The following is a 15,890-nucleotide window of genomic DNA, read 5'->3' as shown; positions in this document are numbered from 1 at the left end:
TGGGGGGGGTGTCCTCCGGGACGGAAAGGAAGAGAGTTGTTATCGTGGGGACATCAAGGGGAAGAAACTTGGGGGGGACGAGGGAATTGGGGGAAAAGGGGGGGGGGGGGGGGGGGGCCCCCCCCCCCCCCCGCTCCTGTGTGCGTGCTCGCGCGTCAGGCGATACGGCCCAGCACGATCGGGTTCGGCGTGAAGTCCGTGCCCTCGGGGGACGTGAGGATCCCGCCGTTCAGGGCTTCGAGTGCGTACTCGAACTTCTCCGGGGTGTCCGTGTGCAGGGTCATCAGGCGCTGGCCGGCGGTGACCTTGTCACCCGGCTTGGCGTGCAGCTCGATGCCCGCGCCGGCCTGGACCTGGTCCTCCTTGCGCGCGCGGCCTGCGCCGAGGCGCCAGGCGGCCACGCCGACGGCGTACGCGTCCATGGTGGTGAGCACGCCGGACTCCGACGCGTGGACGACGTGCTGCTCGCGGGCGACCGGGAGGGCCGCGTCCGGGTCGCCGCCCTGGGCCGCGATCATGCGGCGCCAGACGTCCATCGCGGAGCCGTCGGCGAGGGCCCTGGCCGGGTCGGCGTCCTTCAGGCCGGCCGCGTCGAGCATCTCGCGGGCGAGCGCGAGGGTCAGGTCGACGACGTCCTGGGGGCCGCCGCCGGCCAGCACCTCGACGGACTCGCGCACTTCGAGGGCGTTGCCCGCCGTGAGGCCGAGCGGGGTCGACATGTCGGTGAGGAGGGCGACCGTGCGCACGCCGTGGTCGGTGCCGAGGCCCACCATGGTGGCGGCGAGCTCGCGGGCGTCCTCGATGTTCTTCATGAAGGCGCCGGAGCCGACCTTCACGTCCAGGACGAGCGAGCCCGTCCCCTCGGCGATCTTCTTGGACATGATGGAGGAGGCGATGAGCGGGATCGCCTCGACCGTGCCGGTGACGTCGCGCAGCGCGTACAGCTTCTTGTCCGCCGGGGCCAGCCCGTCGCCCGCCGCGCAGATGACCGCGCCGGTGGACTCCAGGACGTTCAGCATCTCCTCGTTGGAGAGCAGGGCGCGCCAGCCGGGGATGGACTCCAGCTTGTCGAGCGTGCCGCCGGTGTGGCCGAGGCCCCGGCCGGAGAGCTGGGGCACGGCCGCGCCGCAGGCGGCGACGATCGGCGCGAGCGGCAGCGTGATCTTGTCGCCGACGCCGCCGGTGGAGTGCTTGTCGGCGGTGGGGCGGGAGAGCTGGGCGAAGTTCATCCGCTCGCCCGAGTTGATCATCGCGGCGGTCCAGCGGGCGATCTCGACCCGGTTCATGCCGTTGAGCAGGATCGCCATCGCGAGGGCGGACATCTGCTCGTCGGCGACCTCACCGCGCGTGTAGGCGTCGATGACCCAGTCGATCTGCTCGGGGCTCAGTTCGCCCTTGTCGCGCTTGGTCCGGATGACGGAGATGACGTCCATGGAGTTCAGGTTCCTTCCGGGGTGCCCGGCGCCAGGTGCTGTGGGCCGAAGGCGTCGGGGAGCATGTCGGCGAGCGTGCGGATGCCCGCCGACGTGTCGAGCAGCAGCGCGGGGCCGCCGAATTCGTACAGCAGCTGCCGGCAGCGGCCGCAGGGCATGAGGAGGTCGCCCCCGCCGTCGACGCAGGTGAAGTGCGTCAGGCGGCCGCCGCCGGTGGCGTTGAGCTGCGAGACGAGGCCGCACTCGGCGCACAGGGAGAGGCCGTAGGAGGCGTTCTCCACGTTGCAGCCGGTGACGGTGCGGCCGTCGTCGACGAGGGCCGCGGCGCCGACCGGAAAGCCCGAGTACGGTGCGTACGCGTGCGACATCGCCTTGCGCGCCGCCTCCCGCAGGGCTTCCCAGTCGGCCGGTGCCGCGGCGCCCGTCACTTGCCCTGGCCCTTCCGGTACGGCATGCCGTCCGCCTTGGGCATCCGCAGGCGTTGCGCGGACAGGGCGAGGACCAGCAGCGTGGTGATGTACGGGGCGGCGTCCACGAACTGGCTCGGGACCTCGTTGGTCAGCGAGTACCAGACGAAGAGGAGCACGGCGGCCACCGCGGAGATCGCCGCGGGCAGGTACTTCTTCTTGTACAGCTGCCAGAACACGACGAGCAGCAGCAGGATCGCCAGCAGGAGCAGCATCGCGTGGACGTTCTCGGCGCCGCCGCGCAGCTTGAGGCTGTCGGTGAAGCCGAAGAGGCCCGCGCCGAGCGCCATTCCGCCCGGCATCCAGTTGCCGAAGATCATCGCGGCGAGACCGATGTAGCCGCGGCCGCCGGTCTGGCCCTCCTGGTAGATGCCGGTCGCGACGATGGCGAGGAACGCCCCCGCGAGGCCGGCCAGGCCGCCGGAGACGACGACGGCGATGTACTTGTACTTGTAGACGTTCACGCCCAGGGACTCGGCCGCCACCGGGTTCTCACCGCAGGAGCGCAGCCGCAGGCCGAACGCCGTGTGCCACAGGATCCAGATGGTGGCCGGGATGAGCAGCAGCGCGACGACGGTCAGCAGCGACAGGTTGGTGACCAGGCCGCCGAGGACTCCGGCGAGGTCCGAGAGGAAGAACCAGTGCTTGCCCTGGATGTCCCGCAACCAGTCGGAGAGCCCTGGAACGGTGATCTTGGTGATCTCCTCGATGCGCGGGGACTGCTTGGAGGAGCCGCCCTCGGCCTTGTCGAACGTGAAGTTCGACAGGTAGCGGGTGGCGCCCACGGCGAGGATGTTGATGGCCACACCGGAGACGATGTGGTTCACGCCGAAGGTGACGGTGATGACGGCGTGCAGCAGACCGCCGAGCGCGCCGCCGAGGATGCCGAGGGCGACGCCCGTCCACGGACCCCACTGGTAGCCGGCGTACGCGCCGAACCAGGTGCCCAGGATCATCATGCCCTCGAGGCCGATGTTGACGACGCCCGCGCGCTCGGCCCACAGGCCGCCGAGGCCGGCGAGGCCGATCGGGATGGCGAGCTGGAGCGCGCCGGAGACCTGGCCGACGGAGGTCAGGTCGTCGGCGCCGCTGATGATGCGCACCAGCGAGACCAGGGCGAGCCCGCCCGCGACGATCAGCAGGATGACGGGTACGGACAGCTTGCGGCGGGCGCTCTTCTTGGGCGCCGCGCTCACGGCGGAGACAGTGCTGGTACTCATTACGCCGCCACCTCCTCACGGTTCTTGCGGGCGGCTGCGGCGAGCTCCTCGCCCACCTTCTGCTGCTGGCGGCGGAGCCCGTAGCGGCGGACGAGTTCGTAACTGACGACGACCGCGATCACGATCAGGCCCTGCATGATCGTGGCGATCTCCTTCTCGTAGCCGTACTGGTCGAGCGCGGCGGACGCCTTGTCCAGGAACGCGATCAGCAGTGCGCTGAAGAAGATGCCGACCGGGTTGTTGCGGCCGAGCAGGGCGATGGTGATGCCCGTGAAGCCGATGCCGGTCGGGAAGCTGAGGCTGTACGTGTGGGTGTCGCCCAGCAGCGTCGGCATACCGGCGAGACCGGCCACACCGCCCGAGATGAGCATCGCGGTGAGGATCATCTTCTTGGCGTCGACACCGGAGGCCGCGGCGGCGCTCTCGCTGGCGCCGGTGGCGCGCAGGTCGAAGCCGAAGCGGGTGCGGTTGAGGACGAACCAGTAGACGATGCCGAGCGCGAAGGCGACGAACGTGAAGCCGTAGATCTCGCCCCCGTCGCCCATGCTGACGCTCGGGAACCAGCCGGACTCCGCGATCTCACCCGTGGTCAGGTCGTTGGAACCCTCCAGCTGCACACCGAAGTTGTCGGTGAGGATCAGCCAGGCGATCAGGCTGGTGGCGATGGCGTTGAGCATGATCGTCGAGACGACCTCGCTCACGCCGCGCAAGGTCTTGAGGACACCCGCGATACCGGCCCAGAAGGCGCCGGTGAGCATGGCGACGAGCACGATCATCGCGATGTGCAGCGGGCCCGGCAGCTCGACGGCCGCGCCGGCGAGCGCCGCCATCATCGCCGCGAGCCGGTACTGGCCGTCGACGCCGATGTTGAACAGGTTCATCCGGAAGCCGACGGCGACGGCGAGCGCCGCCAGGTAGTACGTGCCCGCCTGGTTCAGGATGAGCACCTGGATGTCGGCGTACTGCGCGCTCTCGACCATCAGCGTGTACGGCTCGAACGGGTCGCGGCCCGAGGCGAGCAGCACCACCGAGGTCAGCGCGATGGCGACGACCAGCGCGAGCACTGGGCCGGCGAGACCCAGAATCAGCCGGTCCTTGTCGAATTTCTTCATCGGTCCTCGTCCTCCGGGGCTGCCTCGAGGTGACCGCTGGCGGCGCCGGTCATGGCCGAGCCCAGCTCCTCCGGGGTGATGGTGGCCGGGTCGGCGTCCGCGACCAGGCGGCCGCGGTACATGACCCGCAGGGTGTCGGAGAGCCCGATCAGCTCGTCCAGGTCGGCGGAGATCAGCAGTACGGCCAGACCCTCGCGGCGCGCCTCGCGGATCTGGTCCCAGATCTGCGCCTGCGCGCCGACGTCCACACCGCGCGTCGGGTGCGCGGCGATGAGGAGCTTGGGGGCGTGGCTCATCTCGCGGCCGACGATCAGCTTCTGCTGGTTGCCGCCGGACAGCGAGGCCGCGGTGACCTCGATGCCGGGCGTACGGACGTCGTACTCGCGCACGATCCGCTCGGTGTCCTTGCGCGCCGCCTTCAGGTCGAGCAGCCCGCGCCGGGAGTTGGGCTTCTCGGTGACGTGGCCGAGGATGCGGTTCTCCCACAGCGGCGCTTCGAGCAGCAGGCCGTGGCGGTGGCGGTCCTCGGGGATGTACCCGATGCCGTCCTCGCGGCGCTTGCGCGTCGGGGCGTGCGAGATGTCGGTGGTGTCGAGGGTGATGACACCGCCGTCCGGGCTGCGCAGGCCCATGATCGTCTCGACGAGCTCGGCCTGGCCGTTGCCCTCGACACCCGCGATGCCGAGCACCTCGCCCTTGTGGATGGTGAGGGAGATCCCGGCGAGCACCTCGCGCACCGCGCCGTCCGGGTCGGTGGCGTTGAGCTGGAGGTTGTCGATGTGGAGCATCGGTACGTCGGTGACGGTCGACTCGCGGGTCTCCGGCGACGGGAGTTCGCTGCCGACCATCAGCTCGGCGAGCTGCTTGGTGGTGGTGTTCGCCGGGTCCGCGGTGCCGACGGTCGTGCCGCGCCGGATGACGGTGATGTCGTCGGCGACCGAGAGGACCTCGCCCAGCTTGTGCGAGATGAAGATGACCGTCAGGCCCTCGGACTTGAGCTCGCGGAGGTTCGCGAAGAGCGCGTCGACCTCCTGCGGGACCAGCACGGCGGTCGGCTCGTCGAGGATCAGGATGCGCGCGCCGCGGTAGAGGACCTTGAGGATCTCCACGCGCTGGCGGTCGGCCACGCCGAGGTTCTCGACCAGGGCGTCGGGGCGCACGTTCAGTCCGTACGCCTGGGAGATCTCCTTGATCTTGTCGCGGGCCTTGCTGCCGATGCCGTGCAGCTTCTCGCCGCCGAGAACCACGTTCTCCAGGACGGTGAGGTTGTCGGCGAGCATGAAGTGCTGGTGCACCATGCCGATGCCGCGCGCGATGGCGTCGGCCGGGCTGTGGAAGGCGGCCTGCTCCCCGTCGATGGTGATGGTGCCCTCGTCCGGCTTCTGCATGCCGTAGAGGATCTTCATCAGGGTCGACTTGCCGGCACCGTTCTCACCGACGAGGGCGTGCACGGTGCCCTTGCGGATGGTGATGTCGATGTCGTGGTTGGCGACGACGCCGGGGAAGCGCTTGGTGATGCCGTGCAGTTCTACGGCGGGGGGCGGGCTGGACGCGTTGATGACGCACTCTCCTTGGCGGAAAGGAGCGGGAGGGCGGGCGGGAGGCGGAGGCAGGAGGCAGGGCGCGGCGAAACTATCGTGCTGAGCGAACGTCTACGCGCGTAGCAACGCCAAATGAAGAAAAGACCGGGCAGGGAATGCGGCCCGGGGGCCGGAGAGGCGGCGGAAACCGCCTCACCGGGCCCCCGGGGTCACGTTCTGACCGGCAACCTTACGGGGCGGTCTGGACCTTGATCTTGCCGGAGACGATGTCGGCCTTCGCCTTGTCGACGGCGGTGATGAGGTCCGTCATCTTCTTGTACTCCGGGTTGGAGTCCGAGAGGCCGACGCCGTTCTCCTCGAGGCCGTAGCGGACCTCGCCGTTCTGCGGCTTGCCGTCCTTGACGGACTTGATCAGGTTGAAGACCGCGTCGGACACGTCCTTGGTGACGGACGTGAGGATCTTGGCCTTGTACTTCGCCAGACCGGCCTGGTTGTACTGGTCCGAGTCGACGCCGATGGCCCACTTGCCGTCCAGGGCGGCAGCCTCGATCGAGCCGGAGCCCGCGAGGCCCGCCGCGTGGTAGATCACGTCGGCGCCCTTGTCGAGCTGGCCCTGGGCGGCGGCCTTGCCGAGGTCGGGCTTGGAGAAGCCGTCGAAGTTCGGCGGCTGAGTCAGGTACTGCTTGAGCACCTGGACCTTGGGGTTGGTGTCCTTGACGCCCTGGGCGAAGCCTGCCTCGAACTTCTTGATCAGCGGGACCTCGACACCGCCGATGAAGCCGACCTTGTTCGACTTGGTGGCCTTGGCGGCGGCGACGCCGGCGAGGTAGGAGCCCTGCTCCTCGTTGAACACCATGTTGGCGATGTTCTTACCGGTCACCGAGGTGTCGTCGATGATGCCGAAGGTGGTCTTCGGGAACTTCGGCGCGACCTTCTTGATGGCCGGGGCGTAGGCGAAGCCGACGCCGATCACCGGGTTGTTGCCGGAGCGGGCCAGCTCGGTGAGGCGCTGGACCTTGTCGGCGTCCGACTCGCCCTCGGAGGGCTCCTGGTCGTTGCCCTTGATGTCCAGTTCCTTCTCGGCCTTCACGAGACCGGCGTACGCCGCGTCGTTGAAGGACTGGTCACCGCGCCCGCCGATGTCGTACGCGATGGCGGCGCTGGCTTCCTTCGAGCCGGAACCGGAGTCCGACGTCTTGCCACACGCGGTGGCGGAGAGTGCGAGAGCTGTGGACGCGATGGCCACAGTGGCAAGCCTGGTTACGCGGCGCAAGGGAGGGCTCCTTCGACCTGACCGAAGCGCCTCTGCCGGCGCTGGTTTCGCGGCGATCGTAACGCGCGTAGATGCCGGATAAGCGACCGTACGACAGCTGTTATCGGATCGTCGTGAACGAAAGCCGCCGTGGCTGATTACGAACGGTGTCCGTCAAGTAGCGCGGCAGCGGTGAAGAGTTCGACTCCGGCCTCGATCGCGGACTCGTCCACGTCGAAATCGCCACGGTGCAGGTCGCGTCGGGCGGTGTCACCCGGAGTGCGTACGCCCAGACGGGCCATCGCGCCCGGCACCTGCTCCAGGTACCACGAGAAGTCCTCGCCGCCCAGGCTCTGCTCGGTGTCCTCGACCGAGTGCAGCCCGCGCCGGGCCGCCATGGCGTCGGTGAGCAGCTCGGTGACGGCGTGCTCGTTCACGACCGGCGGGACGCCGCGGACGTAGTTGATCTCGGACTTGGCGCCGTGCAGGGTCGCGATCTCGTCGATCGCGGCGTGCACCAGGTCCGGCGCCTCGTGCCAGGCGTCGAGGTCCAGGCAGCGGACGGTGCCGGCGAGCACGGCGCGCTGCGGGATGACGTTGCAGGCGTGGCCGGACTCGATGCGGCCCCAGGTCACCGCGAGACCGGCGCGCGCGTCGACGCGGCGGGCGACCAGCGCGGGAACGTCGGTGGCGACCCGGGCGACGGCCGTCACCAGGTCGGTGGTGAGGTGCGGGCGCGCGGTGTGGCCGCCGGGGCCGTCCAGCGAGATCTCCAGCCGGTCGCAGGCCGAGGTGATCGGGCCCGTGCGCAGCCCGATGCGGCCGGCGTCGACCTTCGGGTCGCAGTGCACGGCGATGATCTTGCCGACGCCGTTCAGGCCGCCGGCCTCGATCACGCCGAGCGCGCCGCCGGGCATCATCTCCTCGGCGGGCTGGAAGATCAGCCGCACCGGCTGCGGCAGCAGGCCCTGGCGGTCGAGCTCCGCGAGGACCAGGCCGGCGCCGAGGACGACGGTGGTGTGCACGTCGTGGCCGCAGGCGTGCGCGCGGTCCGGAACGGTGGAGCGGTACGGGACGCCCGCCTTGGTGTCCGGGATCGGCAGCGCGTCGATGTCGGCGCGGAAGGCCAGCACGGGGCGCGCGTCGGCGCCGGCGGCGGCCGTGCCGATGTCGCAGACGAGTCCGGTGCCCGTGGGCAGCACGCGCGGCGTCAGGCCGGCCTTCTCCAGGCGGGCCTTGATCGCGGCGGTGGTGCGGAATTCCTGGTTCCCGAGCTCGGGGTGCATGTGCAGGTCGCGGCGGAAGGCGATCAGCTCGAGGCGCAGGGACTCGGGCAGCGTGCCGGGGAGCGGGACCATGCCCATGCCCGGCAGTGCTGCTTCTTCGGACTCGCAGATCAGCTGGCTCATCTCTGAAAGGGTAGGCGTGTTTGACGGGTAACCGGCCAGCGATCAACAAAACTTCAGCCGCATAGGGGAAAGAAAGTCGGTTGCGGGGCGCTTGGGCGCCTTCGGGGGCGGGTAAGCTCCGCCGTTCCCCTCCCCTTCGCGGCCTGGGGTTTTCCGTGCCGGGCAGGGGTGATGGCGACCGGCCGCCCGGCGGATGCGCCCCGGATGCCCGTGAGCAAGGTCATATATGTGGCGAACTAGACATTCACCCCAGGGCGGGCAGGCGCTGGACGTCCCGTGCCGTGGTGGTGACGCCCGTCAGGAAACCTTGCGCCCGGGGAGAGGCCGAGTCCCGCAGCCACAGCGGGTCGACATCGCAGACCGCGACCCGTACGCCGGTGCCCGCCAGGGCGAGCGGCAGGGTGTGGACCACGGTGGACGGGAAGCTGAGGATCAGCCGGCCGATCGGACCGCGCCGGGCTATGAGCTCCAGCGGCAGATCGGGGCGGACGATCTCCAGGCCCGTCTCCACGGCCAGCCGGTGCAGCTTGTCCGCGCTCTCGCGGCGGTGGGCGAAGTAGCGCGTGGCCCCGTGGGCGCGGGCCAGTGCGGTGACCGCCTCGACGTACCGGTCGGGGTCCACGACACCGGTCTCCACCAGGGAGGTCCCCACCAGGTCGGCGCCGCGCGAGACGCGCGGCGGACCGAAGCGGGCCCGCGTCCAGGCGAAGTCGTTGGCGGTGACGGCGACCCCCGGCGCCGCCTCCACGGGCATCGAGGTGAAGATCTCGACCGTGCGCGTACGGGACGGGGTGAGACGGCGGCGCGCGGCCCCCGAAACCGGCCCGAACACCAGGTCGCGCGGCCCCCGCCGGCCGCCGCGCCGGTGCCAGCGCACCAGGCGCTCGCCGCCGGTGAGCTGGGCCACGAACTCCATGGTCGCCGTGCCGTCGTCGACGACGACCAGCTCACGGGCCCGGGTGATCGTCAGCAGGAGCTGTACGTACCGCGAGAACGGGTCGCCGATCACGACGCGCCGCGCCCGGCGCAGGGCGCCCGCCAGACCGCCGATCGTCCGGAACGGCGCCCCCGCCCCGCCCCGGGCCTCCTCCCACCGCACCCGCATGCCCTCGTGGCGCGCGAGCTCCGCCATGCGGCGCAGCTGGCCGCGGGTCATGGGGTCGGTGGGCGACAGGACGACGACCGTCAGGTCGTGCGCCCGTGTCCCGGAGGCGGCTGCCTTCGCGTGGGCCCACTCCAGGACGTTCAGGAGCTGGACCGGGCTCTCGACGAAGGCGAGCGTGCCGGGGGCCTCGGTGGCGGGGGTGCCGTTCACGGCGACGTCGACCGTCTCTCCGGTCAGACCGCGACGGGCTCGCGGTCGGCGCCCTCGGCGACGACGCCCGCGACCCGGCGCAGCTTCTTCATCGGGCCGAGCTCGGACTCGTACACCTTCTTGACGCCGTCGCCGAGGGACGCCTCGATGGTGCGGATGTCGCGGACCAGGCGGGTCAGGCCGCCCGGCTCGACGGACGCGGCCTGGTCGGAGCCCCACATGGCGCGGTCGAGGGTGATGTGACGCTCGACGAACGCGGCGCCGAGGGCGACGGCGGCGAGCGTCGTCTGCAGGCCCGTCTCGTGGCCGCTGTAACCGATCGGCACGTTGGGGTACTCGGCCTGGAGGCTGTTGATGACCCGCAGGTTCAGCTCCTCCGCCTTCGCCGGGTACGTCGACGTGGCGTGGCAGAGCAGGATGTTGTCGCTGCCCAGCACCTCCACGGCGTGGCGGATCTGGCGCGGGGTCGACATGCCGGTGGAGAGGATGACCGTGCGGCCGGTCGCGCGCAGCGAGCGCAGCAGCTCGTCGTCGGTCAGGGACGCGGAGGCGACCTTGTGGGCCGGTACGTCGAACTTCTCCAGGAAGGCGACGGCCTCGGTGTCCCACGGGGAGGCGAACCAGTCGATGCCGCGCTTCCTGCAGTACTCGTCGATGGCGCGGTACTCGTCCTCGCCGAACTCCACGCGGTGGCGGTAGTCGATGTACGTCATGCGGCCCCACGGGGTGTCGCGCTCGATGTCCCACTGATCGCGCGGCGTGCAGATCTCCGGGGTGCGCTTCTGGAACTTGACCGCGTCGCAGCCGGCGTCGGCGGCGGCGTCGATGAGCGCGAAGGCGTTCTCGATGTCGCCGTTGTGGTTGATGCCGATCTCGCCGGTGACGTAGACGGGGTGGCCCGGGCCCGCGGTCTTGGAACCGAGGGTGCGGAGGCGCGAGTTGGTGCTCATGTGGTTCGTTTTCCTAACGGGTAGGTGGGGGAGGTGTCTTACGGGGTGGGGGTGAGGGACGGCCCGAGGATCCAGGTGGCGATCTCGCGGATCGCGCCCTGGCCGCCCGGGACGGTCGTGACGGCGCGGGCGGCGTCGCGGACGGTGTCGTGGGCGCCCGCGACGGCGACCGGCCAGCCCACCAGGGCCAGGCAGGACAGGTCGTTGACGTCGTTGCCGGCGTAGAGCACGCGCTCGGGTGCGACGCCCTGCTCCTCGCACCAGCGCTCGAGGGCGAGGTCCTTGCGGTCGACGCCGTGGAGCACGGGGATGCGCAGCTTGCGGGCCCGCGCGGCGACGACGGCGTTCTCCTCCGTGGACAGGATCAGCAGCTTGAGGCCGGATCTGCGCAGGGCCGCGATGCCGAGCCCGTCGCCGCGGTGCACGGCGACGAGTTCGCGTCCTTCGGAGTCGATCAGCACCCGGTCGTCGGTCTGGGTGCCGTCGAAGTCGATGACGACCGCGTCGACGTCCGCGCGGGTCGGAAGGGCGCCCTCCTCGACCCGCGGGTCGAGGAGGGGCGCGAGCGCCCGGGCGCGGGCCAGGTCGTGCGGGTCGTCGATCTCCAGGACGCGGGCCGGGTCCGTGACGACGAGGGCGGTCCGTCCGAAGAAGCGGTGCCCGGTCTTGCGGAACCCGGCGGCGTCCATGGCGTACGCCGCACCCGTCTCCAGGTAGTCCTGCGGACGGTCCTGGCGGCGGGGGCGGAAGTTCTTGTCGTGGTTGACCCCGACGGCGCCGGTGGTCGTGGCGTCCGGGGCGGCCCCGCGCCACACGAAGCCGTGGAACGGGGCCACCGTGTGCGCCGTGTCCGCGCCGTCCTCGGCGACCGCGGCGCAGACGCCGTCGACGTCCTCGCCGGTGAGGAACGGGCTCGTGCACTGCACCAGCAGCACCACGTCCACCACCGCGCCGTGCATCGCCTCGTGGGCGTCCATGGCGTGCAGTACGGCCGATTCACTGGTGGCCGTGTCACCCGCGATGTCGGCCGGGCGCGGCACGCAGTCCACCCGGCCGGCGTGGCCGAGGGCCGCCGCGGCGTCCCGTGCCGCCGCCGCGATGGCGGGGTCGTCCGTGGAGACCGCGACGTGCGTGACGCGGCCGGCCGTCAGGCACGCCCGGACGGCGCGCGCCACGAGCGGCGCTCCCCCGACGGCGGCGAGGTTCTTCGCCGGCACGCCCTTGGATCCACCGCGGGCGGGGATGACGGCCAGGACCCGGGGCACGGGCTCGGCCGTACTGAACTGCTGCTGCGGCTGGCTGCTCATAGTTCTCCCATGCGGCGGATGACGGGGGCCACGCGCTGCACCCCGTGGCGGTACGCCCCGCGCGCCGCCTCCCGTACGGCGTCGCGCAGGACGCGGCGTACGCCGGTGACGTCGGTGGTGGCGCGGGCGCCGTCGAGGCGGTGGCGGGCGAGGATGCCGGGGAGGTAGCCCGGCGCGGTGGCGCAGGTGTAGTACGGGGCGATCGGCGGGAGGCCGGGGCGCTCCAGGAGTGCGGCGACCCGCTCGCGTACGGCGTCGAAGGCCGTTTCGTACGAGCCGTCCGCGGCCACTCCCTGCCGCCGGAGCCACTCCTCGTCGGGGTGCGGGCGGTGGCCGGCGTCGAGCTGGTCCCAGGAGGCCAGGCATCCGGAGCCGAGGAAGTGGTGGTTGCCGAGGGTCTCGCGCACGCCCAGGTCGGTGAGGACGGCGGTCGGCACGCGGCGGTGCAGGGACTCCAGAGCGGCGGTCGAACTGACCGTGACGAGCAGGTCGGTGCGGTCGAGCGCCTCGCCCATGTGCCCGTAGACGAGGCGGAAGTTGGGCGGTGTGCCGCCCTCCAGCCGCGCGGCGAGCTTCTGGTAGGGCAGTTCCTCGATGTGCGTGGTGTGCTCGCCCGGCCTGCTGCGGAGCTTGAGGAGCACCTCGCGGCCGGGGTGCAGCCGGGCGTGCCGGACGAGGCGGCGCAGCAGGTATGCGCGGTCGGCGCGGGACTGCGGTACGGAGGGCTGGGCGGCGAAGACGACGGTGCCCGTCTCCGTGCCCGTGTAGCGGTCGCCGCCCAGGAAGGGCAGCGCCGCCTCGGTCACGGCCGAGGCGTCGGCGCCCACGCCCTCGTACACCGCGCGGAAACGTTCCGCGTCGTGGAGGGAGTTGGCCAGGACGATGTCCGCGCCGTGGCGCAGCAGCAGCCCGTCGGCCAGCTTCTCGTAGACGACGCCGACGTATCCGGTGCCGATGACCGGCCGGCGGCCGGTGCCCGGCCACAGCGGCGCGAGGCCGTGCAGCATCGCCTGCACGGCTCCTCCGACGAGGGCGAGCAGGACGACGTCGTACGGCTCGTGTTCGACCTCCGCGACGAATTCGGCGGCGGTCACCTCCCGCACGCCCTCGACCGGCACGCCGACCTCGGCGAGCTGGCGGGGTGTGGGGGTGGCCCGGCCGCGCAGCAGGAATCCGTCGACACGGGATTCCGGCGCGATGCGGCGGGCGGTGAGGGCGCCCCATTTCCATCGCGTGTCGGAATCGGCGATCACGGCGATCCGCAGGGCATTGCTGGTACTTGCTGGCACGTCGAAGAAACTAGGGAGGCATTCCGATTGACGGCCCAACTCAGCCGCAACAAACGGTTAACAGCACATCGACGATCGGATTCGCGGCCCGGAAAGCAGGCGGGTTAACCGTTCCGCCATTCTTCGTTCACCCGGCATCCCTCCGGGGGTCGCGGCGAATGCCGTGGCGCGCCCTAGCGTCGCCGGGGTGGTCAAGCTCTCTGTCGTCGTGCCGTTCTTCAACGTGCAGACATACGCCCCGGACACCCTTCGAAGCCTCCGCGCGAACGCGCGGGAGGACTTCGAGTTCATCCTCGTCGACGACTGTTCGACCGACGGAACGCCGGAGATACTCCGGCGCGCCGAGCGCGATCTGCCGGGGGCGGTCCTGGTCAGACACGAGACCAACGGCGGCCTGGCCACCGCCCGCAACACCGGGCTCGACGCGGCGCGCGGCGAGTACCTGGCCTTCCTCGACGGCGACGACTGGCTGGCCCCCGGCCACTTCGCGCGCCTGCTGGCCACGGTGGAGGAGCTGGGCTGCGACTTCGTGCGCACGGACCATGTGCAGTGCACCGGGCGCGCCCGTACGGTCCACCGCGTCCCGCACGGCGGGCGCGGGGTCGTGATGTCGCCGCGCGACGCGATCCTGCCCGCCGGCCGCTCCACCTCCGTCGACTACGCGTACGCGTGGGCCGGCATGTACCACCGCAGGCTCGCCGACCGGGGACTGCTGCACTTCACCGACGGCCTGCGCACGGCCGAGGACCGGCCGTGGATCTGGCGGCTGCACCGGGAGGCGGACAGCTTCGCGGTGCTCGGCGCGCTGGGCGTCTTCTACCGGCGGGGCGTCTCGTCCTCGCTGACGCAGATCGGCGACGTACGGCAGCTCGATTTCATCCGCGCCTTCGACCAGGTCGTCGAGGAGACGGCGAAGGACCCGGACGCGGACCGTCTTCTTCCCAAAGCCGTCCGCACGTACTGCGCCATCATTTCCCACCATCTGAGCGGCATCGAAAGGTTCGAACCGGCGGTGGCCCGGAAATTGCGGGCGATGAGTGCGGCGGCGCTCAGGCGTATGCCGCAGGATGTTCTCAAGGACGCACTGGAATCCATGGACATGGAGCGTTCGGGACGGCTGCGGCGGCTGCGCCGCCGGCCCGTGCCCGCGTCCGCCGCGCCGGGGGCGGCCGCCTGATGCCCACGACGCAGATCTTCTTCGCCTCCACCCTGTACGGCGCGGCCACGCTCGCCGCCGCGATCGACAGCGGCTGCTTCGGCCCGGCCGGCCGGCGTCTGCTGCTGGTCAGCAACAACGCCGCGACGCCCGAGACGACGCCCTCCGTCGACCGAATGCCGGGCTTCGAGCGGCTGCGGACCCGCTTCGACGGCGTGCTCTCGTGGAACGAGGCCGTCGCGCCCTTCCATCCCGGCGCCTGGTCGCCGCGCGTGGACGACGTCCCCCTGTGGGAACGGCACCTGCGGCTGCTGTGGGGGCTCGGCGACGACACGGTGGAGCTGGTCGTCGAGTCCATCCAGGTCGACCCGGCCCTGGCCCTCACCCAGTTGTTCACGGACGCGCCCGTCGAGGTCTACGCCGACGGGCTGATGAGCTACGGCCCGACCCGCAACAAGCTCGACCCGCTGGTCGGTACGCGCGTACGCCGCCTCCTCCACCTCGACCTGGTGCCGGGGCTGACGCCGCTGCTGCTCGGCGAGTTCGACGTACCGCCGGAGGTCGTGCCCACCGAGGCGTTCCTGAAGGTCCTGGCGGAACTGGCCGACGCGGAGGACGAGTCGGCGATTCCCGCCAGCGCGGCACTGCTGCTCGGCCAGTACCTGTCGGCGCTGTCCATCCTCACCGCCGAGGAGGAGGAGGACCTGCACGTCACGATGTTGCGCGGGGCCGTCGAGCGCGGGCACCGGCAGGTGGTCTTCAAGCCGCATCCCACGGCGCCCGCCCGCTGGTCGCGGGTGCTGGAGCGCGAGGCGCGGAAGCTGGGCGTCGAACTGACCGTGCTGGACAGCCCGGTCCTGGCCGAGGTGCTCTACCAGCGGTTCCGTCCGGCGCTCGTGGTCGGGTGCTTCTCGACGGCGCTGATGACGGCGAGCACGTTCTACGGGGTGCCGGTGGCCCGCACGGGCACGGACGTCCTGCTGGAACGCCTCTCGCCGTACCAGAACAGCAACCGCGTGCCGGTCACGATCGTCGACGCGCTGCTGCCCGCGCTGGCCGGGGACGACGGCCGTGCGGAAGAACCGGCGTCGCTGCCCTACCTGACCGGCCTCCTGCGGGCCGTCGGCTTCGCGATGCAGCCGCGGATCCGTGCGGACCTGCGCCCGGCGGCCGAGCGCTTCCTCTCCCAGCACCTCGGGGGCCGCACCTGGCGGTACTTCAAGCGCCGCCGGCTGACCACGCTCGCGCTGCCCGGCGCGGTGCCGCGGCAGTTCGCCTTCGTCCGGCGCAGCGCGGCGCTGCGGCGCGTGGTCCGCAGGGCCCGGTCGCTCAAGCGGGCCGCGCTGAAGAAGGCCGCGCTGGGCTGAGGGCGGGCCGTACGACGTGAGGGCGGGCCACTGACGATCAGTGGCCCGCCCTCACCCGTGTCCGCCTTCCGC

13 protein-coding genes are annotated in these 15,890 nt (G+C 71.2%); 2 read left to right on the top strand and 11 right to left on the bottom strand.

All coding sequences use genetic code 11. The annotated features are described in order from the left end of the window. Positions 1 to 155 precede the first annotated feature (155 nt). The 11 genes from AC07FK_RS14070 to AC07FK_RS14020 all read right to left on the bottom strand — a co-directional run bounded on the left by AC07FK_RS14070 (position 156) and on the right by AC07FK_RS14020 (position 13,295). Positions 156 to 1,433, bottom strand: a complete 1,278-nt coding sequence (locus AC07FK_RS14070) for a thymidine phosphorylase (RefSeq protein WP_479105128.1) — start codon at positions 1,431 to 1,433, stop codon at positions 156 to 158. Positions 1,434 to 1,438: 5 nt separating this feature from the next. After that, positions 1,439 to 1,861, bottom strand: coding sequence for a cytidine deaminase (locus tag AC07FK_RS14065; RefSeq protein WP_479105127.1), 423 nt, complete (start codon positions 1,859 to 1,861; stop codon positions 1,439 to 1,441). Next, the gene (locus AC07FK_RS14060) at positions 1,858 to 3,120 is read right to left on the bottom strand and encodes an ABC transporter permease (protein WP_479105126.1); all 1,263 of its coding nucleotides are present in this window, start codon (positions 3,118 to 3,120) and stop codon (positions 1,858 to 1,860) included. Before AC07FK_RS14060 ends, AC07FK_RS14065 begins: the two co-directional genes overlap by 4 nt. Further along, positions 3,120 to 4,232, bottom strand: a complete 1,113-nt coding sequence (locus AC07FK_RS14055; RefSeq protein ID WP_479105125.1) for an ABC transporter permease — start codon at positions 4,230 to 4,232, stop codon at positions 3,120 to 3,122. Before AC07FK_RS14055 ends, AC07FK_RS14060 begins: the two co-directional genes overlap by 1 nt. Continuing rightward, the gene (locus AC07FK_RS14050) at positions 4,229 to 5,758 is read right to left on the bottom strand and encodes an ABC transporter ATP-binding protein (protein WP_479105458.1); all 1,530 of its coding nucleotides are present in this window, start codon (positions 5,756 to 5,758) and stop codon (positions 4,229 to 4,231) included. The genes AC07FK_RS14055 and AC07FK_RS14050 overlap by 4 nt, the downstream gene beginning before the upstream one ends. 244 nt (positions 5,759 to 6,002) lie before the next feature. Continuing rightward, on the bottom strand, positions 6,003 to 7,046 hold the full coding sequence (locus AC07FK_RS14045; RefSeq protein WP_479105124.1) for a BMP family lipoprotein: 1,044 nt from the start codon (positions 7,044 to 7,046) through the stop codon (positions 6,003 to 6,005). 137 nt (positions 7,047 to 7,183) lie between these two features. After that, complete coding sequence (locus AC07FK_RS14040) at positions 7,184 to 8,434, bottom strand: amidohydrolase (RefSeq protein ID WP_479105123.1); 1,251 nt, start codon at positions 8,432 to 8,434, stop codon at positions 7,184 to 7,186. A 244-nt stretch (positions 8,435 to 8,678) separates the two neighbouring features. Next, complete coding sequence (locus tag AC07FK_RS14035; RefSeq protein ID WP_479105122.1) at positions 8,679 to 9,749, bottom strand: hypothetical protein; 1,071 nt, start codon at positions 9,747 to 9,749, stop codon at positions 8,679 to 8,681. A 23-nt stretch (positions 9,750 to 9,772) separates the two neighbouring features. Then, complete coding sequence (locus AC07FK_RS14030; protein WP_479105121.1) at positions 9,773 to 10,699, bottom strand: N-acetylneuraminate synthase family protein; 927 nt, start codon at positions 10,697 to 10,699, stop codon at positions 9,773 to 9,775. A gap of 38 nt (positions 10,700 to 10,737) precedes the next feature. Then, complete coding sequence (locus AC07FK_RS14025) at positions 10,738 to 12,006, bottom strand: cytidylyltransferase domain-containing protein (RefSeq protein ID WP_479105120.1); 1,269 nt, start codon at positions 12,004 to 12,006, stop codon at positions 10,738 to 10,740. Next, positions 12,003 to 13,295, bottom strand: a complete 1,293-nt coding sequence (locus AC07FK_RS14020) for a DUF6716 putative glycosyltransferase (protein ID WP_479105119.1) — start codon at positions 13,293 to 13,295, stop codon at positions 12,003 to 12,005. Before AC07FK_RS14020 ends, AC07FK_RS14025 begins: the two co-directional genes overlap by 4 nt. 187 nt (positions 13,296 to 13,482) lie before the next feature. On the opposite strand from AC07FK_RS14020, the gene AC07FK_RS14015 reads away from it, so the two are divergent. Further along, entirely contained in the window at positions 13,483 to 14,472 is a 990-nt protein-coding gene (locus tag AC07FK_RS14015; RefSeq protein WP_479105118.1) for a glycosyltransferase family 2 protein, read from the top strand. Next, positions 14,472 to 15,818 (top strand): alpha-2,8-polysialyltransferase family protein, encoded by a 1,347-nt coding sequence (locus tag AC07FK_RS14010; RefSeq protein ID WP_479105117.1) that lies wholly within the window; start codon positions 14,472 to 14,474, stop codon positions 15,816 to 15,818. The genes AC07FK_RS14015 and AC07FK_RS14010 overlap by 1 nt, the downstream gene beginning before the upstream one ends. Positions 15,819 to 15,890: the final 72 nt, after the last annotated feature.

Source organism: Streptomyces sp. NPDC046122 (genome assembly GCF_056429965.1).
The sequence above is the reverse complement of the archived record's forward strand: the minus strand, read 5'-3'. Positions and strand labels throughout refer to the sequence as shown.

What these genes read in the sequence shown, in the direction of transcription:
- AC07FK_RS14060 (WP_479105126.1), bottom strand. Translation starts at nt 3,120, where the DNA reads ATGAGTACCAGCACTGTCTCCGCCGTGAGCGCGGCGCCCAAGAAGAGC.
- AC07FK_RS14030 (WP_479105121.1), bottom strand. Translation starts at nt 10,699, where the DNA reads ATGAGCACCAACTCGCGCCTCCGCACCCTCGGTTCCAAGACCGCGGGC.
- AC07FK_RS14070 (WP_479105128.1), bottom strand. Translation starts at nt 1,433, where the DNA reads ATGGACGTCATCTCCGTCATCCGGACCAAGCGCGACAAGGGCGAACTG.
- AC07FK_RS14025 (WP_479105120.1), bottom strand. Translation starts at nt 12,006, where the DNA reads ATGAGCAGCCAGCCGCAGCAGCAGTTCAGTACGGCCGAGCCCGTGCCC.
- AC07FK_RS14055 (WP_479105125.1), bottom strand. Translation starts at nt 4,232, where the DNA reads ATGAAGAAATTCGACAAGGACCGGCTGATTCTGGGTCTCGCCGGCCCA.
- AC07FK_RS14040 (WP_479105123.1), bottom strand. Translation starts at nt 8,434, where the DNA reads ATGAGCCAGCTGATCTGCGAGTCCGAAGAAGCAGCACTGCCGGGCATG.
- AC07FK_RS14010 (WP_479105117.1), top strand. Translation starts at nt 14,472, where the DNA reads ATGCCCACGACGCAGATCTTCTTCGCCTCCACCCTGTACGGCGCGGCC.